Annotated in this window: 20 protein-coding genes; 4 read left to right on the top strand and 16 right to left on the bottom strand. The window is 54.1% G+C overall.

From position 1 onward, the window contains the following. Positions 1-24: 24 nt before the first annotated feature. The 4 genes from AC0LWT_RS28890 to AC0LWT_RS28875 all read right to left on the bottom strand — a co-directional run bounded on the left by AC0LWT_RS28890 (position 25) and on the right by AC0LWT_RS28875 (position 6,335). Entirely contained in the window at positions 25-1,716 is a 1,692-nt protein-coding gene (locus tag AC0LWT_RS28890; protein ID WP_474684750.1) for an ABC transporter substrate-binding protein, read from the bottom strand. 96 nt (positions 1,717-1,812) lie between these two features. Beyond that, complete coding sequence (locus tag AC0LWT_RS28885; protein WP_474684749.1) at positions 1,813-3,600, bottom strand: sensor histidine kinase; 1,788 nt, start codon at positions 3,598-3,600, stop codon at positions 1,813-1,815. Next, entirely contained in the window at positions 3,575-5,191 is a 1,617-nt protein-coding gene (locus tag AC0LWT_RS28880) for a response regulator (protein ID WP_474684748.1), read from the bottom strand. Before AC0LWT_RS28880 ends, AC0LWT_RS28885 begins: the two co-directional genes overlap by 26 nt. Positions 5,192-5,324: 133 nt before the next feature. Further along, complete coding sequence (locus tag AC0LWT_RS28875; RefSeq protein ID WP_474684747.1) at positions 5,325-6,335, bottom strand: endo-1,4-beta-xylanase; 1,011 nt, start codon at positions 6,333-6,335, stop codon at positions 5,325-5,327. Positions 6,336-6,586: 251 nt separating this feature from the next. Between AC0LWT_RS28875 and AC0LWT_RS28870 the strand changes: the two genes are divergently transcribed. After that, entirely contained in the window at positions 6,587-7,561 is a 975-nt protein-coding gene (locus tag AC0LWT_RS28870; RefSeq protein ID WP_474684746.1) for an aldo/keto reductase family protein, read from the top strand. A gap of 256 nt (positions 7,562-7,817) precedes the next feature. On the opposite strand, the gene AC0LWT_RS28865 is transcribed toward AC0LWT_RS28870, so the two are convergent. From AC0LWT_RS28865 to AC0LWT_RS28825, 9 genes are all read right to left on the bottom strand, one after another. Beyond that, positions 7,818-8,897 (bottom strand): GerAB/ArcD/ProY family transporter, encoded by a 1,080-nt coding sequence (locus AC0LWT_RS28865; protein WP_474684745.1) that lies wholly within the window; start codon positions 8,895-8,897, stop codon positions 7,818-7,820. Between the two features lie 14 nt (positions 8,898-8,911). Further along, complete coding sequence (locus AC0LWT_RS28860; protein ID WP_474684744.1) at positions 8,912-9,136, bottom strand: hypothetical protein; 225 nt, start codon at positions 9,134-9,136, stop codon at positions 8,912-8,914. After that, positions 9,133-10,359: a Ger(x)C family spore germination protein gene (locus tag AC0LWT_RS28855; protein ID WP_474684743.1), complete on the bottom strand. Its 1,227-nt coding sequence runs from the start codon at positions 10,357-10,359 to the stop codon at positions 9,133-9,135. The genes AC0LWT_RS28860 and AC0LWT_RS28855 overlap by 4 nt, the downstream gene beginning before the upstream one ends. Next, entirely contained in the window at positions 10,356-11,936 is a 1,581-nt protein-coding gene (locus tag AC0LWT_RS28850; protein WP_474684742.1) for a spore germination protein, read from the bottom strand. Before AC0LWT_RS28850 ends, AC0LWT_RS28855 begins: the two co-directional genes overlap by 4 nt. Positions 11,937-12,328: 392 nt before the next feature. Continuing rightward, positions 12,329-13,111 carry an ATP-binding cassette domain-containing protein gene (locus AC0LWT_RS28845; protein WP_474684741.1) on the bottom strand — a complete coding sequence of 261 codons (783 nt, stop codon included), beginning with the start codon at positions 13,109-13,111 and terminating at the stop codon, positions 12,329-12,331. Between the two features lie 19 nt (positions 13,112-13,130). After that, the gene (locus AC0LWT_RS28840) at positions 13,131-13,910 is read right to left on the bottom strand and encodes an ABC transporter permease subunit (RefSeq protein WP_474684740.1); all 780 of its coding nucleotides are present in this window, start codon (positions 13,908-13,910) and stop codon (positions 13,131-13,133) included. Continuing rightward, positions 13,907-14,986, bottom strand: coding sequence for an ABC transporter substrate-binding protein (locus AC0LWT_RS28835; protein WP_474684739.1), 1,080 nt, complete (start codon positions 14,984-14,986; stop codon positions 13,907-13,909). The genes AC0LWT_RS28840 and AC0LWT_RS28835 overlap by 4 nt, the downstream gene beginning before the upstream one ends. After that, positions 14,967-16,100 (bottom strand): iron-containing alcohol dehydrogenase family protein, encoded by a 1,134-nt coding sequence (locus AC0LWT_RS28830; RefSeq protein ID WP_474684738.1) that lies wholly within the window; start codon positions 16,098-16,100, stop codon positions 14,967-14,969. The genes AC0LWT_RS28835 and AC0LWT_RS28830 overlap by 20 nt, the downstream gene beginning before the upstream one ends. A gap of 16 nt (positions 16,101-16,116) precedes the next feature. Further along, the gene (locus tag AC0LWT_RS28825) at positions 16,117-17,421 is read right to left on the bottom strand and encodes a homocysteine synthase (RefSeq protein ID WP_474684737.1); all 1,305 of its coding nucleotides are present in this window, start codon (positions 17,419-17,421) and stop codon (positions 16,117-16,119) included. A 284-nt stretch (positions 17,422-17,705) separates the two neighbouring features. Here AC0LWT_RS28825 and AC0LWT_RS28820 point away from each other — a divergent pair, with 284 nt between their 5' ends. Beyond that, the gene (locus AC0LWT_RS28820; RefSeq protein WP_474684736.1) at positions 17,706-18,503 is read left to right on the top strand and encodes a VCBS repeat-containing protein; all 798 of its coding nucleotides are present in this window, start codon (positions 17,706-17,708) and stop codon (positions 18,501-18,503) included. Between the two features lie 201 nt (positions 18,504-18,704). Continuing rightward, positions 18,705-19,028: a transporter gene (locus AC0LWT_RS28815; RefSeq protein ID WP_474684735.1), complete on the top strand. Its 324-nt coding sequence runs from the start codon at positions 18,705-18,707 to the stop codon at positions 19,026-19,028. Positions 19,029-19,846: 818 nt separating this feature from the next. Here the strand turns inward: AC0LWT_RS28815 and AC0LWT_RS28810 are convergent. The 3 genes from AC0LWT_RS28810 to AC0LWT_RS28800 are packed head-to-tail and all read right to left on the bottom strand — an operon-like array spanning position 19,847 to position 22,265. Then, on the bottom strand, positions 19,847-20,044 hold the full coding sequence (locus AC0LWT_RS28810; RefSeq protein WP_474684734.1) for a twin-arginine translocase TatA/TatE family subunit: 198 nt from the start codon (positions 20,042-20,044) through the stop codon (positions 19,847-19,849). Positions 20,045-20,079: 35 nt separating this feature from the next. Further along, positions 20,080-20,637 carry a RidA family protein gene (locus AC0LWT_RS28805; RefSeq protein WP_474684733.1) on the bottom strand — a complete coding sequence of 186 codons (558 nt, stop codon included), beginning with the start codon at positions 20,635-20,637 and terminating at the stop codon, positions 20,080-20,082. A 20-nt stretch (positions 20,638-20,657) separates the two neighbouring features. Beyond that, on the bottom strand, positions 20,658-22,265 hold the full coding sequence (locus AC0LWT_RS28800; RefSeq protein WP_474684732.1) for a flavin monoamine oxidase family protein: 1,608 nt from the start codon (positions 22,263-22,265) through the stop codon (positions 20,658-20,660). 214 nt (positions 22,266-22,479) lie between these two features. On the opposite strand from AC0LWT_RS28800, the gene AC0LWT_RS28795 reads away from it, so the two are divergent. Further along, positions 22,480-22,713, top strand: a complete 234-nt coding sequence (locus AC0LWT_RS28795; RefSeq protein ID WP_474684731.1) for a MerR family transcriptional regulator — start codon at positions 22,480-22,482, stop codon at positions 22,711-22,713. Positions 22,714-22,745: the final 32 nt, after the last annotated feature.

Raw genomic sequence — 22,745 nt, 5'->3', positions numbered from 1 at the left:
GCCCGTGCCCGGCACCCCGTGACGCTATTTGGACCAATCGCCTGCCGCGCGGGCCTGCACGATTTTGGTGACGAACGTTTCGTATCCTTTTACGTCCAATTTGTTCATTTGCGCCGTGTAATCGCCCCACAATTTGTCGAATTTGTCAGGCGCGGCGAGAATCATTTCCGGGTAATATTTTTTCTGGACATCGCTGCTTTTTTGCCCGAAAATTTGTTCCGGCGTGCCCTGGCCTTTGTTGATGCTCCATGCGGGATACCAAGGGCGTTCGTCCGGCGTGCTCAACAAATCGGTAAACACTTTCGCGTTGTAAGCTTTCAATATCGTTTTGTCGCCGTCGGTGAAATTTTTCTCGGCTACCGAAGGCTGCTTGTTCGGATCGAACGCATTGCCGTCCTTCAGCACGGAGGAATTGCCGTAGCGCGGCCAGTTCCAGGCGAAATCCTTAAGCCCGAAATCCTCATAAAACTTGGGATCGGCGACTTTGGCGATTTGCTCGTCCGTGCGGTAAAACTTCCCTTTATCGTCGACTTCATAGGTTTGGCCTTTGATGCCCCACTGCATCAGCACCTGATTGTCTTCTTTCAGCAGGTTGTCCCAAAACTTGACGATGCGAACCGGGTCCTTCGCGCTTTTGGTAATCGCGACGCCGCGGTTGTTCACGAAGCCCGGAGGATCGAGGTACTGGTCCTTCGAGCCTTTGTCGAACACGATCGGCAGTGGCATGTAGCGCTTGTCGTCGACGCCGGCTTTTTTCAGATTGTTGCGGGCGTCGCCCACCTGCCAGTCGTATGCGAAGTAGCCGATCACACGGCCGGAAGTCAATTTGGCCAAATATTGATCTTTATTCATCGTGAACGACTCTTTGTCGAACAAGCCTGCGGCGTTCATGTCGTTCAGCTTTTTCACCCAACGCTTGGTGATGTCGTCCACGGCGTACACTTTCGCTTCGCGCGACTTCATGTCGACGATCACGTCGCCGTCGTTCGGATAGCCGGCCAGATGCATCGGCGGATTCGTAATCGTAAAAAAGTTCGTGTCATAGGTCAGCATCGAGAACCCGATCGTATCCTTGCCGTCGACCTGCGGATGCTTGTCCTTGTACTGCTTGATCAAATCGAAGTATTCGTCAAGCGTCGTCACCTTCGGATAGCCCATTTCCTTGAGGACGCCGCACTGAATCCAGAACGCCCCTTGATCGACGTTCGGGTTGGCGATGTAGCCCTGATTCGCGCTGAAAGGAAGATGATAAATTTTACCGTCTTTTTGCTTCATTTTGTTAAAATACGGGCCATACACGCGCTTGATGTTCGGACCGTATTTCTCAATCAGGTCGTCCAGCGCTATGAACGCTCCGGCGTCCAAAAACTTGTCGATTTCGCCCTCCGGCTGAATAACGTCCGGGTATTCGTTGCTGGCGATCATGACGCCGGCTTTGGTCTTCGATTCGCCGACCAGCTTCTCCAGCTTGAAATTGACCCCTGTCTGCTTCTCCAGCTCTTTGCCGATCGGCGTCTCGTTCGTATTGATGTTCTTGCCTGCATTAAAAATAAACATCGAAAATGTGACCGGCGCCTTGTCGTCCGCCGAAGCAGCCGTGCCGCCGGGGCCGGCCGCCGCGCCCGAAGCGCCGGGCTTGGCCGTATCCGCACTGCCGCAAGCGCTTAACGAAAGCGTCAGCAGCAAGCCGGCCGTAAACCATTTTAACTTCTTCATCCTGGTTGAAACTCCCCTTTCAAACGATTCGCTGTAAGCACTTTCATTATAAAGAATCGCTATTATTTTGATTACCCGGCAAACTTTAGCATCTTCTTAGGAAAGCATAGATGCCGCATCCGCGCAGTCGCGGTCAGCCGGAATCGAGATCGTAACGGCCGTCCCACGGCCGTATTCGCTGGAAATAGCGACTTGAGCGCTGCTGCCGTAATACAGCTTCAATCGCAAATAAGCGTTCTTCATGCCGACGTGCTCCTTGACCTCTTCGCCGCTCATCATGTATGCGTGCAAGGAAGCGAGCTTCTCCGGAGGCATGCCGATCCCGCTGTCCGACAACGTGAACAGCAGCCGTTCGGCGCTGCGCTGCGCCTTCAACTCGATCATGCCCTCGCCCTGCTGCGGCTCGATGCCGTGAATGCTGGCATTCTCGATGAACGGCAGCAGCGTCATTTTCGGAATCGTGCAGTCGTAGACCGATTCGTCCACATCGAAGCGGTAGCTCAGCTTGTCGCCGAACCGGTACCGCTGAATTTCCAGAAAACACAGGATCAGGTCCATCTCATCCCGGAACGTGACCCAATCCCCGCCCCATTCCAGGGAACGGCGGAACATTTTCGCCATATTTTTAATAATTTTGGCCGTTTCGTTTTCCTCTTTGATGATGCTGCGCATGCGGATCGTTTCAAGGGCGTTGAACAGAAAATGCGGGTTGATCTGGCTTTGCAGGGCGTGCAGCTGCGATTGGCGGCGCTTCAGCTCCAGGTCCTTCTTCTGGATATCGGCGATATAGACGTCATCGATCAGGCTTTTGATCTGGACGGTCATCCGGTTGAATTCGCGCGTCAGCTGGCCGATTTCATCCTTGGATTCATTTTCGCCGATCAGCTCGAAATGTTGGTTTTTCACTTTTTTCATATGCTGTACAATGCGGACGAGGCGGACGTGCAGCGAGCGGCTGATCCAAATAATGAGGAGCGTCGGCAGCAAAATGTTGGCGAGCGCCAAGTAAATGACGAATTCCCGCGACTTGCGCACCGCGTCGAGGACGTGCGAATCGGAGATGAGCACGATGCGCCACCCGTTCAAGTAGTTGACGGTGTACTTTTCCTCCAGCACGATCGCATCTTTCGGCACAGGCAGCGTATTGAAGTTGATCTGTCCCCGGCTCCAGTCCAGGCCCGTATCGGTCGAATACTGGATGTCCCCCCTGTCGTCCAGCAGGTAGAGGCGTCCCTGCAATGTCTGGCTGCCGAACAACTGCTTGATGGCGTCGGGGCTCAGGTCGATTTTCAAATATTTGTTGTACGTATTCTGGGAGGCAAAATAGTTCATGTACCGTATAAGCGTAAGCCCGCTGAACGAGTCCTCCCCGGAGCCGGCGCGAATGACGAGCGGATACGTTTGCCCGGCGCGGAGCGATTGCTGCAAACTGCGGTACCACGCCTCCGTCCGCGTAACGTCCGTAATCGGATGCACGCCGCCCGAATCGATAATCGTCGGATTATCGGTATACAGCTCAATCGACGAGATTTCCTTGTAAATCGGCGTATATTTGCTGAGCACTCCCGCGATCTGCGAATTGTACTGGCGGACGAAGCCGATCGCCTCGGTATACTTTTGCTCCAAAGCCTCGTTCAACAAATTATCGGTATAAAAAACGGACGATATCCCGACGGCGTTGTCGATTTTGGCGCGGAAATCGTTTCTCAGCTTTTCCAGATTCAATGAAATATCTTCCATTTTTTGCCTCTTCACGTTATGCGTCGTAATGCTGTAAAAAATGAGATTTGTCAGCAAAATCGGAATGAACACGCACAGCACATACAGCATCAGCAGCTTGTTCCGCAGCCTTACATTGTCAAGTTGAAAGAACCGTTTTTTCATCTGAGCAGCCGCCTCGTTTGGTCAAAAGTTTTTTCCGGTACTCGGATGGAGGGAGTCCTTCAGTTTTTTCGAATTGGGTCACGAAGTAGTCCGCATTGTTGAAGCCGACCTTTTCGGCAATTTCGTAAATGCGCAGGTCCGTTTGCCTGAGCAGCTGCTTGGCCTCCCCGATGCGGATCGACAGCAGAAACTCGTTGAAATACATGCCGTATTTCTTCTTGAACAATTGGCCGACATATACGGGATTCATAAAAAATTCGGCGGCGATGCTTTTGAGATTGATGTTCTCCTGATAATGCTTTTCGATGTAAGCTTTAATTTTGTGGATGCTGCCTTTCGTCTGCTCGCCGCGCAGCCGGTCCATCCATTCGGCGCTTTCCAGCATGAACGCCCGGAACAGCTCGCCAAGCTGCTGCAGGGTAAGCGAGTGGCGGTCCCACTCCAGCATCGGCCTTAGCGCAGCCAGCCGCTCAACCGGGCCCTCCATGCTCTGCAGGATGCCGACCGCTTTATGCACGTAACGGTTCAAAATCGCGCGAATCGCGTCTTTGGCCATCGGCTTTGCCGCGAGTTCCGCGAACAGCCGCTGCACCCCCGCGCTGAGCCGGTCCGTATCGCGCTCTTCGGCCGCTTCGACGATCGCATGAAACAAGCTGTCATCCGGCTCTGCGTAGACAAGGGGAACCGCCTTCGCCGTCTCGTGAACGATCACCCCTTTCAAGCTCTGCACATACTTGTACTGAAACGCCTCATTGGCGGTCCGGACCGATTGTCCGAGCGACTGCATATCTTTCACACCGATGCCGACGTACACGCAGACCGGGTGGCGAAGACGCCGCTCCAGCTCGTTTTGCAGCGCTCCCGCGAACCGCTCCGCGCTCCCTCCATGCTGCTGCAGCATGTCGCTGCCGACGATGAAAGCGCAGTGGTTGCGGCGCAGAGCATACGCGAGCCCGGAGGAACGCCCCGTCAGCGAGCGAAGCGCTTCCGCAACGGTCAACGGGTCGTCGGCTTCCCGGCCTGCGGGCACCCCGCCCTCCGCGCCGACGCCGCGGTTGATTTCCACAATGCCGCAGCGCACGAGCGCGCCTTTGGGGACGCAGACAAGAGGCGCCAGCTCCCGCAGCGCGGCATCCGCATTGCTGCCGCAGGACAGCTGCTCGAACAGGCTTGCCAGGGCCTGCCGGCTCAGCAATTCGCGGCGCCGGCGCTCGTCGCCGATTTGCTGCGCCAGCTTGCGCAGCATTTCCTCCAGATCCTCTTCCTCGATCGGTTTCAGCATATAGTCGCTTACGCCGTGCCGAAGCGCGGTTTGTGCATACGCAAAATCATTGTAACCGCTTAAAATAATAAACTTGCAAGTGCTTATGCTGCGCGTTTGCACCTGCTCGATGAGCTGCAGGCCGTCAAAAACAGGCATGCGAATATCCGTGATGACCACATCCGGCTGTTCCTTGGCGATGATGTCAAGGGCGTCTTGTCCGTTGTCCGCTTCATAGCAGACGCTGTAGCCGAGCCCTTCCCAGTCGATCATGCCGAGCAGACCCATGCGCACGTAAGGTTCATCGTCAACCAGCAAAACTTTGTACATGGAAGCATCCGTTCCTTTCCTGAAAAAGATGGCAAAGCGAGCCCGGCAGCATGTACCGGGCTCGCGTTCGTTATGTAAGTGTCGGCGTCTGGCTCATATTGTACGGGATATCGGCCGATTCGCAAAGGAATTTTTACGCCCGCAGCTGCGCAACCCGGTAAAACGAGCCTTTCGGGGCATGCCCGGCATCAAACAGGAAAGGCCAATTTTTCCTGCCTTGCGCCGGAAAATTGTCGAGCCACGTATAGTCGTCCGCAGCGCCCCAGAACGTCACGGCTGTAATGACGCCCTTGTATTCGTTGAACAATCTGAAAATGTCTTCGTACCGGCGCTGCTGCAACTCCATCATCGCTTCCGTCGGATGCACGATGTCAGTGCGGCGGTCGTTAAATTCAAAAACGGACAAATCCAGCTCCGTAATTTGCAGCTGCAAGCCGAGCGCCGCGTAGCGCTCGATCGCTTCGCGGATTTCGTCCAGCGGCGGGCCGTAAATGTTCCAGTGCCCCTGCAGGCCGATGCCGTGGATCGGCACGCCCTGACGGAGCAGCGACTGGACCAGGCCGAATATTTTCACCCGCTTCACCGGGTCGGTCTCGTTGTAATCGTTGTAAAACAATAACGCGTCCGGGTCCGCCTGATGCGCGTATTCGAACGCTTTCGCGATATAGTCCTCGCCGATCGACTCCAGCCACCCGGACTTGCGGAGCGTTCCGCCCTCGCCGTCGTCAATCGCTTCGTTGACGACGTCCCACGCGTATACCGCGCCGCGGTACCGCTTCACGACGCAGTCGATGTGCTCCCGCATCCGCTCCAGCAGCACGTCCCTGGCCGCGGGCTTCCCGTCAGCGCCGGCAAAAACCCAATCCGGCGTCTGGTTGTGCCAGACCAGCGTATGGCCGCGCACCTTTTTGCCGTGCTGCGCCGCAAAATCGACAATCGCATCGGCACGCTCAAACGTGTAGCGGCCAGGCTCAGGATGAATCTCGCTAAATTTCATATGATTTTCTGCGGTCAGACTGTTGTAGTGCGTCACAAGCAAATCGGCTTGCGTCTGCAGCGTCTGCGGGCTCACGGCCGCCCCGATATCGAAGCTGCCTGCGAACAGCCGGTATAATGACGGAACTGGCTCCTTGCGATGATCCATACGGTTGACTCCTCCTGAAACGTACAAAATGTCCGGCAGCGCCTTCCGCACGTTTGGAAAACGCTTGCATTTCTTCAAGTATACCGCTGCGCGCCGCATCCGGTTACCCGACAAATTAAATGCCTTGCTTTGAAAAGTTTAGTTGAGTTACTTTCATCAAGGATACTTAATGAAAACCTTTTGCGTACTTTGCAGAATGCCCGCTTGCATATATAATTTTCACAACCCGGTTTAAGAAAGGATGAGCACCAGTGAAATATAGAAATGTAGGAAAAAGCGGACTCAAAGTGAGCGAAATCGGCCTCGGCAGTTGGCTTACTTACGGTACTGCGGCCGAGCAGCAGGCTGCCGACGCGTGCGTTCGCAAAGCGTTTGAAAGCGGAATCAACTTCTTCGATACGGCCAACGCCTACAACACCGGCGAAGGCGAAAAAGCGATCGGAGCCGCGCTCAAGCCGTATGAAAGGTCCAGCTACGTGCTGTCGACCAAAGTGTATTTCCCGATGGGTACAGGCCCGAACGACCGCGGACTTTCCCGCAAGCACATCATGGAGCAGTGCGAAGCCAGCTTAAAGCGGCTGGGTACCGACTACATCGACATTTATTTTTGCCACAGGTACGATCCGAACACGCCTCCGGAAGAAACGCTGCACGCTCTGGACGATTTGACGGCGCAGGGCAAAATCCTATATGCCGCCGTCAGCGAATGGAGCGCCGCCCAAATCGCGGATGCTGCAGGCATCGGCAAAAGACTCAACTTGCGGCCGCTCATTTCCAACCAGCCGATTTACAACATGTTCGAGCGCTATATCGAGCGCGAGGTAATCCCCGTGTCCGTTCGGGAAGGCATCGGGCAAATCGTCTTTTCGCCGCTCGCCCAAGGCATTCTGACCGGAAAATACAAGCCCGGACAAGCGCTCCCTGCGAACAGCCGAGCGGCGAACAGCTCGATCAACGGCGTCATCGGCAGCTATTTGAACGATCAGGTGCTGGGCTGCGTGCAGGAGCTCGAGCGGTTGGCCGGCGATCTCGGCATCAAGCTGTCGCAGCTTGCGCTGGCATGGGTGCTGAGAGAGCCGGGCGTCAGCTCCGCCCTGATCGGCGCAACCAATCCGCAGCAGATCGAGGAAAACGTACAAGCCGTGGACATCACGCTTGCACCGGAGACGCTCGAACACATCGAGCGGATTCTCAAGCAGGTGGAGGGCTTCGCCCCGGCCCGCTAAACCGAACAAGGGACCGGCTCCAAGCAGCATTATCTGCCGGGAGTCAGGTCCCTGTTTTTATCAGGCCAGGCGCGCACTCCTAATGCTGCATGACCTGTATGAAGTTAGGTTTTATTTTATCTATGCTGATTAATGCTGAAAATAATCGTTGCCCCTCGAAGAATTTGTAACTGGAATTTCCAATGAACGCATCTTGGTGCCATTTATTCACGCTATAAATCAATTAAAAAACACAGATTTTCCGGTGCTCTTCCGGTCAAGGCTTCCTTCGTCGAAAGAGGTGAATGGCGATAGCCAGCACAGGGATGACGATGCCGTTAAAATAAAAATACGAAGGGGCTGTTAATAAAACAAAGTTTTTTTCTGTTTGGCTATCGCGTAAAAAAAACATGCTGCCGGCCCAGATAAGCATTCCCGTACTCCATACGAGCGGCCGGTACTGTTTTAGTTGGAACAGCTGTTTGAGCCCAGAGGCGATACAGTAATGCAGCACGATGATATCGATAAAGGTCGTAGCGATCAGCACCGTTACATAAATTGTATCCAACCGTTCGACAAAGGTGCCGATCCGGATCGTCCGAACAACTTCCAAAATGGGATAGCCCGAGTAGGTACGGGTTTGTCCCAGTATCAGAGTCGTTGACAATTCGGTGAATAAGCCCGTTAAACCGACGAGCGTCCCGATTATCAGGAGAGTGCGCCCGACCCGGAACCCTTTTTGCAAAGACGGTGCTAAAAATAAGGTCACGATGAACTTCATACCCGCTGCCCATGGAACCATGGATCCCCGCAGGACAGGACCTAATCCGTCCGCAAGTACGGGTTGGATATTGGTGATATTCGCGTTTCTCATGGCCATCAGAAACAAAAAAATCGTCAGTGCGACTGTGACGGGAGACACGATTTCCGCCAGCCGCCCAAGCACTTCCAACCCCATATAGACGGCATAGGAGACGGGAAAGATAAACAACGCCGTAATGACATAGTTCGGGGTATTCGGAAAAAGGGTGTTGTTCAAAAAAAGCATCGTTTCCAACGTATCAATGCACGTTATCATGTAAATCCAGAATAGGATCCACATCGCGATGGTCGATCCCAACCACCGGCCGAAAGCCGTGTGGAGACCTTCGATCAAGGTTAGATTCGGAAACGTCTTCATGAAGCAAACGATGACCGCCGTAATAGCAACGACGCTAAGTATAAAAGTAAGCCCGATCATCCAGGCGTCTCGAACAACAGATTGGCCGATCGCAAATGGATAAATCAGAATGCCAAGGCCAAGGATCTGGAAATAAAGAATAAAACCCAGCTGCCTTTGCGAAATTTGCTGCTGCACCTCGGATCCTCCCTTTACAAGATTTGATACAGCCACTTTGTTAAAGGTCGAAAGATGCCGTTGATCCATCTTAACGGGTCAAACAATTGATTCAACCGCCAGTGAACCATAGCGGCCATAGTCGATCCAAGCACGATCAGGCATGATTGGATGACCCATTCCCGCCGCTCCCCGGTGTGCCACAGGACACGCCATTCGAATAAGAGTCCCAAGATAAAGAGAATACTGAAATAGATCATTCGCCGGATCCCTTCAAATTTAATGTCGGCGGATTATTTTCCGGGGTAAATACTTTCTGAACCGGTTTTGTATTCATACCCGGCCGCTTAATCTCAATCAGAATCGAATATTCCACCCTACAATTCGGAAAAATACTCGGCCACTCGGTGGCGATTTTCCGCCACGCCCGCGGATCTTTTATAAACAGTTTCGTGCCGAACTCTATGGCGTCCGTTTGACTTTTCCGAAGAACGGAAAGCGAGCTTTCCATTTCCTTTTGAATCGCTTCCGATAATTTCTTCTCCAACGAATGTATGGTCTCCGCCGTCAAATCTTTCTGGGTACAAAGCTTTCGGATTACCCCTTCTCCCCTGACGCTCACCTGAAAGAGGGGGGCTGCTTCCGTAAGAACAGGCTTTACCTTGACTTTTGCTTGCTGCACTTCGATCATGGTACGTTCATTGTCTTCCTCGCACGGCACTTCCAACTGCGCCCTGTTGACTTTGTTCAGAAACCAGAGAACCCCTCTGGATTTCGTTCCCGGAATCAATCCGGTCAAGCGCCCGCCTTGAAATACCCCAATTCCTTTCAATACCACTTCGCCTTTCGAATTGTTATCTACCCAGGTAAGGACTGACGAATGGGAGGGAGCAAGAAACCGTTGATCAAACTGAAGCTCGCTGCTTTCCAAGGTAATCGACGTGTTGATTTGGTTGAAAATAAGCTCCTGAATCCCTTTTGCGGTGACCGGTTCCACCCCTGTAAAACCGTTCAGCACCTCGGCCGCTGTTCCGCTTGTAACCGCAAGCAGCTGGATACGGCGAAAATCGCGGCTTCTTTCAAAGTATTCGAGGGTTTGTCCGATCCCTTGTTCCGCAAAACCGTTGCCGAACACGATGATGGCGATATGGGAAAAAAACATACGCCGCCCCGATTTCTGAAAAAACTTTTGCAGTGCTTCTTCCAGGGATGGGGCTTGCTCTTCGAGTATTAAATACCCTTTTCCGCCCTCTTGCGCTTTGCCCTTTTGAACTTCTCCCGCTTTTCCCGCGCCGGCACCCGAGGTATCGATGATTTGCACTGTAACGCGCGTTGACCCGTTCTCTGACCGATCGATACCCATGCCCATAATAATGGACATTTCTTGCAATTCGATCCGATCCCAGCAGCCTGAAACAGTCAAGCACGACAATACGATGATGATCCCACGCAATAACTTGTGCGGAAGCCAAAGTTTCTTCATGCCCGATCATCCTCTTGGCCGGTGTCCGGGAGGATGATCGAGCGACTTCGTCCCCGTACTGTGTTCTTCGTTTCGAACATTTGCGGTCTCTCTCTCATCTTCCACCACGGCGCACGAATAAACACATCCTTCATATCAGCGCGGATATATGGCGCAACGGGGGACAAATACGGTACGCCGAAGGAACGCAACGACACCAAATGGGTAAGCAGCATCAGCAAAGAAACAACGATGCCATACAAACCGAATGTGCTTGCCATCACGACAAAAGGGAATCGCAGGAAACGGATAGACGTGCCGAGGTAATAGGAAGGAACGGTAAAGGAGGCAATTCCGGTTAATGCCTCGACAATAACCACTAACGGGGACACGAGCCCCGCGCTGACAGCAGCCTCTCCCACGACGAGCGCTCCGACGATACTTACGGACTGACCGATCCCGCGAGGTAACCGAATTCCGGCTTCGCGCAAAATTTCGAACGAGAATTCCATAATCAGCATTTCGACAAAAGCGGGAAAAGGAACTCCCTCCCGACTTTTGACCAGCGTAATGAGCAAGACAGTCGGAACCATTTCCTGATGATAAGTAACCAATGCCACGTATAATGACGGCGTTAATAAGGACAGCCAAAACGCGCAATGCCGCAGCATTCTGATAGCCGATGCGGTAATGTAGTTTTGGTAATAATCTTCATCCGCCTGTAGCAAGCTGAAAAATGTTGTCGGTGCGAGCATGACAAGCGGGCTTCCGTCCGTCATGATCGAGACGCGCCCTTCCAAAAGAGCGGCTGCCATACGGTCAGGCCGCTCTGTCGACTGTGCGGTCGGGAAAAGGGAGAAAGGGGCGTCCCTGATCAGCTCGTCCAAATAATTTGCATCCAAAATGCCGTCGACCTGGATGTGCTTTAGCCGCTTCCGCGTTTCTTCTACAAAGCCCGGTTTCGTAATACCGTCAACGTAAAGAATAGCAATTTGCGTGTGCGAAACTTTTCCGATCGTCATAAACTCTATTTTGACGCGTGGACTGTTCAGCCTGCGGCGAATCAGCCCAATATTCTTTGTCAAATGTTCTGCAAAAGCCACTTGAGGTCCAATCACAGCCGGTTCCAGATCTGACTTCCCGAGAGAACGCTCATTAAATCCAGCGGCATCGATAACCAATCCTTGCCCGATGCCTTCAGCGATAACCGCTGCCATGCCGTTCCCGATGGCTTGATTGACCTCCTGAATCGTCCCCACTCTCTGGTACGAGGGTGCGGGCAATAGCTGCTCGAGTGTAGACATGTCGAGCCTAGGCTCCCGACAATGGACAAGCGGCTCCACAATGCCTGACTGCACTAATTGCTTATCGATCAACGTGCCAATCCAAATGACGGTTACTCTTGTTTCGCCGACGCGGATTTCGCGGTATTCAACATCGCCGCAGTTTGCCCATATCGACCGGAACAAGCTGCAGGCTTCGTCAAAGCTTACGGGAAGCGGACCCTGATCGTACAGCGATTGATCATCCAACCACGAGATGTCGGGCGTACGTTTCGGTTTTGGACGTCTAAGAAGACGTGAAATTTGAAATGTCATGCACCCATCCCTTTCCTCGATTGGTTATCTAATCCACACGTTTACTTCTATTTTATTCCCAATCCGCAGTTCGATTATCCAACGATAATATTCCCCGCAAGGATTTATGACTCTGCTCCCTCCGAAGAAACTCCACTCAACATTGCCCAAGCAATAGGATTTTGCCGGGGTACTTGCTATGACCGGATTGTGATTCATGGCAACATTCCGAAATGGGCAAATGCACTTCGTGAAGAACTCCGGAAGCATGCAGATGTACTTTTCCAAATCCGTAATACCCATCGTAAAATCTTCCACAAAAATAGGCCTGATTCTATTTCAATAGAACCGAGCCTATTATGATTTAATTCTATTGCTTATTTATTTCACGGCACTCGCCGGCCCGTTTCGGCTTATATGGAATAAGCCAGCTTTTTCTCCTCGGGGACGGGGGCGGCCGCCGAATGTTCTTCTCTGTCCATGACCCGGTTGAGGATCAGGTTTTCGAAATAAGCGAAACCGCTGTCCCGCTCCCTCGGCCGGGCTAGCGTGATGCGCGTGTCGAGGGAGATTTTGCCCTGATCGATCAGGAGCACCCGATCGGCCAGCGCCACCGCTTCGCTGACATCGTGTGTAACGAGGATGACAGTGAAGCCCTGCTCCAGCCAGAGCCGCTCGATCAGGCTCTGCATCTCGATGCGCGTCAAGGCGTCCAACGCGCCGAGCGGTTCATCCAGCAGCAGCAGGCGCGGATGACTGGCGAGCGCGCGCGCCAACGCGACGCGCTGCTTTTGCCCGCCGGAGAGTACGCTCGGCCACTCGCCAGCGCGTTCCGCCAGGCCGACTTGCCCGAGCGCCTGAGCGGCCAGCGCCTTGTCCTTGCGCGGAGCGCCGACGCGTACGTTGTCGAGCACGGTTTTCCACGGCAGCAGCCGGGCTTCCTGGAACAGGAACCGCGTAGCGGAATGCGCCGCATCGCCTCTGTCATTGCCCAGCAGAATCGTGCCCCCCGTCGGTTGGTCCAGCCCGGCGATCAGGCGCAGCAGCGTGCTTTTGCCGCATCCGCTGCGGCCGACGATCGCGATAAATTCGCCATGCCCGATCGTGATGTCGAGATCGCTTAAAATCGGCTTGCTCCCGAACTGTTTGCGCAGCTTTTGGATCTGGATGCGTGTTCCGGTCGATATTTTGCTCATGCTGCTTCTCCTTCCATCTTCATGAGGATGCTTTTTGGAAATTCGGGCTCCACCGTAAAAACCTCCGCTCCAGCAGCTTGGCGATCGAATCCGACAGCTTTCCGAGGAGCGCATAGATCAAAATGCTGAGCACGATGATGTCCATCTGCAAATGCTCTCTCGCCTGCATCGCCATATACCCGATGCCGGAATCCGCAGCGACCGTCTCGGCGACGATCAGGGTCAGCCAGGTGATGCCCAGCGAATAACGGACGCCGACGAGAATGGACGGCAGTGCGCCGGGCAAAATGACGTGCGCGTACAGCGAAAACCGTTTTAACCCGTACACTTTGCCCATTTCGATCAGCCCGGGGTCAATGGAGCGGATGCCGTGGAACGTATTCAAGTAGACCGGAAAAAATACGCCCAGAGACACAAGCACCAGCTTGACTTCCTCACCGATGCCGAACCAGATGATGACCAGCGGAATAAGCGCCAGGTGAGGAATGTTGCGGACCATCTGGATCGACGAATCGACCAATTTGTCCGCCGTATAAAAAACGGCGTTAACGAGCCCCAGCAGGAACCCGATCCCGCCGCCGATCACAAAGCCGCTGAGCGCTCTTTTGGAGCTGACGCCGATATGCTTCAGCAGGTCGCCGCTCTGGACCAGCTCACAGAAGGTGCTCAATACCTTTAGCGGCTGCGGCAAAATATTCGTCGCCAGCGCCCCGCCGGTCGTCAGCACGTGCCACGCCAGCAAAATCACGACGGGAACGATCCACGGGGCGATTTTGTCAAACAAGCCGTTTCGCTTCATGGTTTCTTTAGCTCCTCGTCAAACGCATGACTCCAGGTTGTGTTGACATTCACTTTTTGTTTGAGCAGATTCACGCTTTGAAGCACGTCGGCTACGTCTTGTTCGGAAGCGATCGCCTTGTCGGAAATCGCGACGATGCGCGACGGGCGCTGCGCTTCGCCCTCTTTCAGAGTAGCGAGTGCCTGGTCCACGGCCTGCTTCGTATTGTCCGCCGTAATTTCGGCCCACTTCGTCTGGTTATTGCGTGTCCACTCGTAAAATTTGTTCAGGCGCTGCAAAAAATCCACAATCGCCGCATGCCGGCCAGGATCGTCAATCGCCTCAGGGAGCGCTTCGATCAGGAAGTTGCCGGATAAAATATCTTTTGCACTGGCCAAAGTCGTTGCCCCGTTCTGGCGGGCCGAAATAATCGCATTCCCGTAGCTGGCCAGCGCATCGACTTTGCCGCCGACGAGCGCGCCCAATCCGTCGGAAGTCGACAGTTGAACGGGCTTGATATCCTCCCATTTCAGGCCGTTTTGCTGCAGCATTTTGAGCAAAAAATAATGTGCGGTCGTGCTGCCGACATAGGCCACCTGCTTGCCTTTCAGATCGGCGACGCTTTTGATCGGCGAGCCCTTGGGCACAACCAGTTCCTGATTTAAGGTGTTCGCCTCCTGCACCGCAACAATTTTAAAATTGCCGCCGCCCGCAGCCTGCGAAGCAAAAATCGGCGGAATTTCGCTCGTCAGCGCCACGTCCAGATGGCTGGCCGCCATCGCCTCCAGCTGCAGGTTGCCGCCCTGGAACACGCTGAATTCGATTTTGTACGGGGTATCGCGCAGCCCGGCGGCTTTAAAACCGATATCCAGGTTCGCCCATCCCGTCTGGCCGATCCGCAAAGCCACTTTGCTCAAATCGACTTTGGCTCCCGACGCTGACACGGCCGCATTCGGGGATGCGGAAGACGCTTCCGGCGACGCGGAGCTTCGGGACGCGCTTCCTCCCGTCGAAGCGCTGCTCGCGCAGCCCTCCAGCAGAGCGAGAACAAGCAAAAATGCGGTGCCGGAAAACAATTTATGTTTGGATCGTTTCATAGTTCGGATTCGCCCTTTCGTATGCCAGTTCAATTTGTTGTCCTACTTCATTCGTTCGATAAACGGCCTGAGCCAACGTTTCTTCGTTAACCCGGAACGGCAGCCCGCTGACCGCCGCCTCCGGAAGCAGCACGCCTTCCGCTACTTCGGCCGCCACCTCAGCCGCGTCCTTGCCGATGCCGAGCGCTTTCAGCGTAATCGGCAGTCCGAAGCCGTGCAGCAATGCCCCCAACCGCTCGATTTCTTCCCGGGGCTTCCCTTCGAGAATAACTTGCGCGAGCAGTCCGTAGGCGACTTTCTCCCCGTGCAGCGTACCGCGCGTTTCCGGCAAATAGGTCAGGCTGGAGTGGATCGCGTGGGCGATTCCGGCCCGGGCCGCTCCCCCGCTCAGGCTGCCGACCAGACCGGCCAGCAGCAGCACGGCGTTCGTCGTTTCGACGAATGCGGGAGTCACCTCTCCGCTGCCCGCCGTTTCGTAAGCCCGAGGCGCGTGCTGCAGCAGCAAATCGAGCGCCAGTTTGGCCGTCTGCGTCCCGATCCGGACGTCCAGCGCTTCGGGCGCATCCTTCACGTTGACGCCGACTTCGTACCACTTGACGATCGTGTCGCCTATGCCCGATGCAAGATAGCGCTTGGGCGCTAGCGCCAAAACGCGCGTGTCGGCCAGCACCAGCGCCGGCGAGTGCCTGAGCGGTAAATAGCCAGTGGAGCGGCCCTCCGCGTCGTACAGCACCGTAAGCGCCGACCAAGCGGCACAGGTGGCCGCAATGGTAGGGACCGTCACGACAGGCAGGTCGAGCTTGTCGCCGACCGCTTTGGACAAATCCAGCGCCTTGCCGCCGCCAACGCCGATAATGACGTCGCTGCTGTCTGCCGCTGCCTCGCGGGCGTACGCATCGATTTCATAGGTCGTGCAAGTTCCAGAGAAGAGATGCGTGGAATAGTCGATCCCCGATTCGTCCAGGCTGCCGTAAAACGCAGGTTTGACTGTCTCCAGCGCCTTGCCGCCGCCGATAATAAAGGCGCGCTTGCCGATTTCCGCTATATGCCGTCCGGCTTGCGATACAATGCCGGGCTGGTTCCAATATTGAGCCGGTGCTTTCACTTTTATCATGTTTGCCAAACTCCCTTCATTCCGCATGAATGGCCTGACTCGCCGCCAAAGCCTGCTCAAGATCGTATAAAATATCGCCGATTGCCTCCGTCCCGATCGATAGACGGATCAATCCGGGCGTGACGCCCGCTTTGGCCTGGTCGGCTTCGCTCAACTGCTGGTGCGTCGTGCTCGCAGGATGAATGATGAGCGATTTGGAATCTCCGACATTCGCCAGGTGAGAAAACAAGCGGACGGCGTGAATCAATTTTTTGCCTGCCTCTATGCCGCCTTTAATGCCGAAAGTCAAAATGGCTCCCTGACCTTTGGGCAAATACTTTTGCGCCAGTGCATACGAAGCGTGGCTCTCCAAACCGGGGTAGTTCACCCACTCGACCAAAGGGTGCTTTTCCAGATACTGCGCCGTTTTCAGCGCATTCTCGCTGTGGCGTTCCAACCGCAGGTGCAGCGTCTCCAGCCCTTGCAGCAGCAGGAATGAATTGAATGGGGACAAAGAAGCGCCCAGATCCCTCAGCAGCTGCACCCGTGCTTTAATGATGTAGGCGACAGGCCCGACCGCTTCGGTATATACGACGCCGTTATAGCTCGGGTCCGGTTCCGTCAAGCCGGGAAATTTGCCGCTCGCTTTCCAGTCGAATTTGCCGCCGTCCACGATGACGCCACCGATCGACGTGCCATGCCCGCCGATAAATTTCGTGGCCGAATGGACGACGATATCCGCGCCAAAATCGATGGGACGCAGCAGGAACGGACTCGGAAACGTATTGTCCACAATAAGCGGAATGCCGTTCTCGTGGGCGATGGCGGCGACCGCTTCAATGTCGAGGACGTCCCCTTTCGGATTGCCGATCGTTTCGGCGTAAAGAGCTTTCGTTTTGTTCGTAATCGCTTTGCGGAAATTTTCCGGATCGCCCGGATCGACGAATTTCACCGTAATCCCAAGCTTTGGCAGAGTGGTGGCGAACAAATTAAAAGTGCCCCCGTACAGGCTCGTTGCCGATACGATCTCGTCTCCCGCTCCCGCGATATTCAAAATCGAATAGGTGATGGCGGCTTGGCCTGAAGCTACGCCGAGCGCTCCGGCCCCGTTTTCCAGGGCGGCAATCCTTTGTTCGAACACGTCCGTCGTCGGATTCATAATTCGCGAGTAGATGTTGCCGAATTCCTTGAGAGCGAACAAATTGGCCGCATGCTCCGTATCCCGGAATCCGTACGAAGTCGTTTGGTAAATCGGCACGGCGCGCGATTGCGTGGCGGGATCGATTTGCTGCCCCGCATGGATAGCCAAAGTTTCCGGAGATAATTGTCTTTCTGTCATCAAGCATGACCTCCTAAAATAAAATGAATGCAAAAAAACACAACTCAAAAAAAGGAGCTGTGTTTTCGGTGAACCGATCAACATATCTTACTTTTCCTATCGGAATTATATAAGCCATCATATCAGCAAATCTTTGCTGCGTCAAATTTTATTTTCACCCCGCTGACCCTAGCGCAAAAAGCCCTCCATTTGGGCCGAGTAGGCTGGGCCGCTGCACAGGCAAATGGATTCTTGCCCACATAAGATAGACCAAAGCAGGATTGACTTTAGAACAGGAGGGGTTTATTTTGCACGGACCTTTCCATGCCGCCATGGTTGTGCTGGATTCGATGCAGAGCGACGTAACCGGAGACGGAATTCTCGATACCGTGTACTTGCTCGGCCATAGGCCAGAAGGGTCGTCGGAGCTTTTTGCCGACCACATCACGCTCGTTATCGAGGACGGGTATACCAATTACCGGACGGCAGTGAAACTTCCGAGCGGCGCCGGCTATAACGCCAGGCTGTTTCTCGGGGATTTTGACCAGGACCGGATCGCCGATATATGGATCGGCATCGATTCGGGAGGAAGCGGCGGGTACGGTATCTTCTATGTGTACTCGTTCAGGCACAGCCTGCTGCGCCAGCTGTTCGATTTTGAAAGCTACAACGAGGAGTACGCGTTCCGCGTGAATTACGAGGATGGGTACAAAGTGAGCGTGGCCAGCCCGCGCCTTGGCGCGCAGTTTATGATCGACATCAGCACCAAAAGCGCCGATTATTTGTCGCAAATGTACGACGAGCACGGCAAATTGAAAATGCCTGTCCAAGGCGAAGTGTTGGCAATAGGCGCCTTACAGCCGATCGTGACCAACGAAAAAAGCTTGAGCTACGACCTGCTCGCCTTCCAGCGCATCATTGGCACGACGAACGCGGACACGCTGGGCTACGTCGAAAATCTTTTGTCCTGGAAAGGCCAGTCCTTTGTGTCCGCAGCGCTATCCGTATCGGTTCCGGGCACCAAGCTAAAACATCGCGCCGGCGACGGGCCGCCGGATGGCGCTGCTGACTGGAACGATGAAATTCATCATTCCGTACATCTTTGACGGCCTTTGTCGGCCGGATGCGTGTTCGGATGTCGCAATCATCGTTACGGCCTGCTCGGGGCGATGCAGACATCGATTCAACGGCATTGGCGAAAATTGTCCCGCTGTAGGTATTTGACAGTAGCTAATTGCGCTTTAACAGGCACTTCTCCGCTAATTCAGCATACTATGTGGGAGAAACATGAAAAGGAGTGAATATCGATGGGATTTATGCCGCCTCCAGGACCGCCGGGCCAATTCGGACCTTTCGGACCGCAAGGACCGCAAAGCCCACAGGGAGTGCAGGCTCCGACAGCCCCTCCCCCGTCATTCGAGCCGCAGGTTATGCCTTTTGCAGTCGACCCGGGAGCTATCTCCGGTTGCCTGTTTCGCAATACGTACGTCTGGCTCAACAATGGAGAGCAATTCTGGTTTTTCCCTACCTTTGTAGGACGAACATCGGTTTCCGGGTTTAGATGGAACGGCAGGTTTTGGATGTTCTTCGGTATTGATTTGCGCCGAATCAGTTCATTTACATGTTTTTGACGTAAAAATGCCTTGTGATTGCAGTTATGATCACAAGGCATTTTTTTGAGCACATTTTCGCTGCCCGTTAGGCGCATATCCTCCCCCTGCCTATTCAAACTGCCGTCCCCATACGCTTCACCCAAGTTGCAACCGCCTCGTCGTCACCATCTATCCGCATACTCACCATTTATGTGCTATTCCTCCAGCAGCTTCATCTCTTTCTGCCCCAGAAGCGGGAAAACCTGCAAAAGTGCAGGTTTTTTCGGTGAAAGCGGCTCGTTTTTAGGAAAAGCCTGCAATTGTGCAGGAATTATCGCCCATAGCGGGGCTGGCTCTGCGTTTGAGTGAAAAAAACTGCATATTTGCAGGAATTATGCGATGAAAGAGCTTCCGGGCGCAAAAAGATGCACTTTTGCAGGCTTTCCGAGCGCTGGCGGCAGCTGCTGGCCTTGCGCGACCGCGTGCGGCATGGCTCCGACCGCAGCTACTGCACTTGCGCGCCCGCAAGCGGCATGGCTCCGCAGCTGCTACTGCACTTGCGCGCCCGCAAGCGGCGTGGCTCCGCAGCTGCCCCTTAACTTGCGCGCCCGCAAGTGGCGTGGCGCTGGCGGCAGCTGCTGGCCTTGCGCGACCGCGTGCGACATGGCTCCGACCGCAGCTGCTGCACTTGCACGCCCGCAAGCGGCGTGGCTCCGACCGCAGCAGCTGCTGCACTTGCGCGACCGCAAGCGGCGTGGCTCCGCCGTCGCCGCAGCAACGCGCCGGCTGGCGCGGGCCCCCGCAGCCGCCGGGCGCCGGCTCCCGCGCCCCGCCCCGCTCCACCGCACGCGGCCGGATCAAGCTTCCGCGCTTCGTTTGGGCTCCGCCGGCTCGTCTTGCTTCGGCTCGGCGACCAGATCTCTTGCCGAATTTTTAAATTCGTGCAGGGTGCGTCCGACAGCCCGCCCGAGCTCGGGCAATTTGGATGGACCGAACAATACCAATATGACGACCAGAATCAACATGAGTCCGGGAAACCCGATATTTTGCAGCATACGACATCACTCCGATCTTTGAATTAGATTTGGCCTTAATCTTGATTGTGCTTTTTCGGAAATACCGCCACCGCTTCGATTTCGATCAGCCAGTCGGAATTGACCAGACCGGCTACGCCGACCGTGGACCGCGCCGGTTTGACGGGGTTGGTGTCATTGCCGAAAAATTGCGCGTATGCGTCAAACCATCCCTGGTAATCGAATTTATTGTCTTTGCCCGGGTCCGCCGTAACGTACACGCGCAAATAAATGACGTCGGCAAGCGTCAGCCCTTTATCTTTCAACTGTTTCTCGATCGCCTTCAAAATGCCGGTCCCCTGCGTCTTCGTGTCTCCGTAACGTTCGTACACCGTTTTGCCGTCTTTGTTCAGCAAAGGCGGGACGGTTCCGCTCGTGAACAAATAGGAGGAGCCTGCCGGCACGGACACGCCTCCGGATATGGAAGAAGCGGGGTTGCCGTAAAACTCGACTTCGTTGATCGGTTCCTCCGGGTATTTACTTGTCGTTTCCGTCCCGTCCGCATAGGCGGTAACCGTAATCAGGCCGGACAATACGGCGGCTGACAGCAGCAGCTTCATTTTGTTCGCTCTCATCGTTCATCTCTCCTCTCGGTCTACTCTTGCATGACGCGCTGGTGAATCTCCGTTACGACTTTGCGGGCCGATTCGATCGCGCCCGCCTGCCAGGCGGTGATGTAGCTCATATGCTCCCCGGCCAAATAAATCCGGCCGTCCGGCTTGCAGAGCGTCGGATAGTACGCTTTGCGGTCATCGGCCGTATAAGCCGCCCATCCCCCGAGATTGTACTTAATCCCTTTCCAGTTCACGGAAAAAGAAGCTTCAAATTCTTTGTAGTACTGGGGATGAATTTTCGCGCCCTGTGCGAGCGCATACTTTTCCCGCTCCGCAATCGGCATTTTGCCGAGCTTATCCGCATTTGCGCCGAACGTGTAGTAGCCCAGAAGGATGCCTTTTTTCGCGAAATAGTCGGTTGGCGGATAATAAATATTCGCAATATCCATATTGGTCAGCGAGCTTCCGCCGAACAGATGCTCGTCTTCCTCCCAGAACCGGCGCTTGAACTGGAGACCGATTTTGCCTGCGGACGCGTAATTGATTTTGGAGATCGCCGTCGACATCTCTGCCGAAAAATCGGCCGGTATATCTTTCAGAACGGACAGCGGAATCGTGCAAATGCAGTAATCGCCGGATATTTCCTGCGTGGACCCTGTGTTCAAATCTTTATACACAACCGTTACGCCGTCGGCGGATTGCTTGATTTGCACAACTTCGGAATGGAACTTGATGCGGTTTCCGAGCCGCTTTTCAAAAGCTTTCGTAATCTGATCCATGCCGCCGACCGGGTGAAACATCATCATCTGCTGATCGTAGCTGTACTCGTTGCTGAAAAACGGACCGAAGCCGGAATTAATGATCGCCTTTAAGCTGAACGGATCTCTCAGGACGCCGGCATCGAATTTGCCGCCGGGTTCTTCGACGTATCCGCCCCTTTCCGAGCCTTTATAAAATAAATCCTCGTTCAAATCGCCCTCTTTTTTGAGATAGGCGACCAATTTCTGCTTCTCTTCCGAAGTCAGCGGCAGGTCGAGCGCATTCTGATTCACCGCCTTGGCGAGCATTTCGGAGACGTAGCCTCTTACGTCCGCTTTGGCGGCCCGCTTCGGAATTTTCCGGCCGGACAGCTCCCCTGCGTTTTCGTTGTAGTAATAGCCGCTTTCGTTGACATTGTTGAAAGGCTCGATCGCCACCCCGAATTTGCGGCAGTATTCCAAAGTTACGTGGAATTGGGGAATCCGCATCGGTCCCGCGTTAAAATACATGCCATCGTCAAACCGCGCCACCTGCTTGACTCCCCCGACCTCCGCAACCGCGGTTCCTCTGCGCACGGACCAGACCCGTCCGCCCGAACGCGCCCTTGCCTCCAGCAGCGTGCAATCGTAGCCGGCTTCCCCGAGCTCGTATGCGGCCGTCATGCCTCCGATTCCGGCGCCGAGAATAATAATTTTTTTCCCGTTGCGGTTGGTCGAATTCAAATCGCCGCTTGAAGGAGGCGTATAATCAGCCGCTTTCATCGTCTCCGGCGTAAGCAAACCTAACGTGCCCATAACACTGAAAAGTGCGGCTGATCCCCCAATTTTGCCGACAGTCGTCAAAAATTGCCTACGGGTTATTTGCTCTTCTCTGAACGATGTAGTCTCCATATCCCCATCTCCTTGTTAAAGTTTGATAATCCGCCCTTTTAACGTATCAACGGGACAATCATTCGTCCAGATTATATGTAAGATTGTATTACATAAATATTACTTATACCGCAATAAAAATAGGTTATTTGAAGATTTTTCAAGAAAATGTTAAATTCAATAACAAGAATGTCATAATTACGTTAAATATTCTGACATTATAGGAGGTATATTGATGTCAATTATGAGCAAAAAAGTGATCCAAATCGGAATCGTCAGTGAATTAACAGGATTGACCGAGAGGCAAATTCGCTATTACGAGGACCGGCAGCTTATTTTTCCGGAACGCACCAAAGGAAGAATCCGCAAGTATTCGTTCGAGGATATTCAGAAAATAATGGATATACATGCCAAATTGATGAACGGTTTTCATACGATGGAACTCAAACGGATCATTGCCAATTCTTAACATCGCAGCATCATATCGAATCGGCCGGAGGC

Source organism: Paenibacillus sp. sgz302164, from assembly GCF_056120505.1.
The sequence above is the reverse complement of the archived record's forward strand: the minus strand, read 5'-3'. Positions and strand labels throughout refer to the sequence as shown.

What these genes read in the sequence shown, in the direction of transcription:
- AC0LWT_RS28805 (WP_474684733.1), bottom strand. Translation starts at nt 20,637, where the DNA reads ATGAGAGCGAACAAAATGAAGCTGCTGCTGTCAGCCGCCGTATTGTCC.
- AC0LWT_RS28855 (WP_474684743.1), bottom strand. Translation starts at nt 10,359, where the DNA reads ATGAAGAAACTTTGGCTTCCGCACAAGTTATTGCGTGGGATCATCATC.
- AC0LWT_RS28815 (WP_474684735.1), top strand. Translation starts at nt 18,705, where the DNA reads ATGGGATTTATGCCGCCTCCAGGACCGCCGGGCCAATTCGGACCTTTC.
- AC0LWT_RS28835 (WP_474684739.1), bottom strand. Translation starts at nt 14,986, where the DNA reads ATGAAACGATCCAAACATAAATTGTTTTCCGGCACCGCATTTTTGCTT.
- AC0LWT_RS28800 (WP_474684732.1), bottom strand. Translation starts at nt 22,265, where the DNA reads ATGGAGACTACATCGTTCAGAGAAGAGCAAATAACCCGTAGGCAATTT.
- AC0LWT_RS28880 (WP_474684748.1), bottom strand. Translation starts at nt 5,191, where the DNA reads ATGTACAAAGTTTTGCTGGTTGACGATGAACCTTACGTGCGCATGGGT.
- AC0LWT_RS28840 (WP_474684740.1), bottom strand. Translation starts at nt 13,910, where the DNA reads ATGAAGCGAAACGGCTTGTTTGACAAAATCGCCCCGTGGATCGTTCCC.
- AC0LWT_RS28830 (WP_474684738.1), bottom strand. Translation starts at nt 16,100, where the DNA reads ATGATAAAAGTGAAAGCACCGGCTCAATATTGGAACCAGCCCGGCATT.
- AC0LWT_RS28890 (WP_474684750.1), bottom strand. Translation starts at nt 1,716, where the DNA reads ATGAAGAAGTTAAAATGGTTTACGGCCGGCTTGCTGCTGACGCTTTCG.
- AC0LWT_RS28875 (WP_474684747.1), bottom strand. Translation starts at nt 6,335, where the DNA reads ATGGATCATCGCAAGGAGCCAGTTCCGTCATTATACCGGCTGTTCGCA.
- AC0LWT_RS28845 (WP_474684741.1), bottom strand. Translation starts at nt 13,111, where the DNA reads ATGAGCAAAATATCGACCGGAACACGCATCCAGATCCAAAAGCTGCGC.
- AC0LWT_RS28860 (WP_474684744.1), bottom strand. Translation starts at nt 9,136, where the DNA reads ATGATCTATTTCAGTATTCTCTTTATCTTGGGACTCTTATTCGAATGG.
- AC0LWT_RS28885 (WP_474684749.1), bottom strand. Translation starts at nt 3,600, where the DNA reads ATGAAAAAACGGTTCTTTCAACTTGACAATGTAAGGCTGCGGAACAAG.
- AC0LWT_RS28795 (WP_474684731.1), top strand. Translation starts at nt 22,480, where the DNA reads ATGTCAATTATGAGCAAAAAAGTGATCCAAATCGGAATCGTCAGTGAA.
- AC0LWT_RS28850 (WP_474684742.1), bottom strand. Translation starts at nt 11,936, where the DNA reads ATGACATTTCAAATTTCACGTCTTCTTAGACGTCCAAAACCGAAACGT.
- AC0LWT_RS28810 (WP_474684734.1), bottom strand. Translation starts at nt 20,044, where the DNA reads ATGCTGCAAAATATCGGGTTTCCCGGACTCATGTTGATTCTGGTCGTC.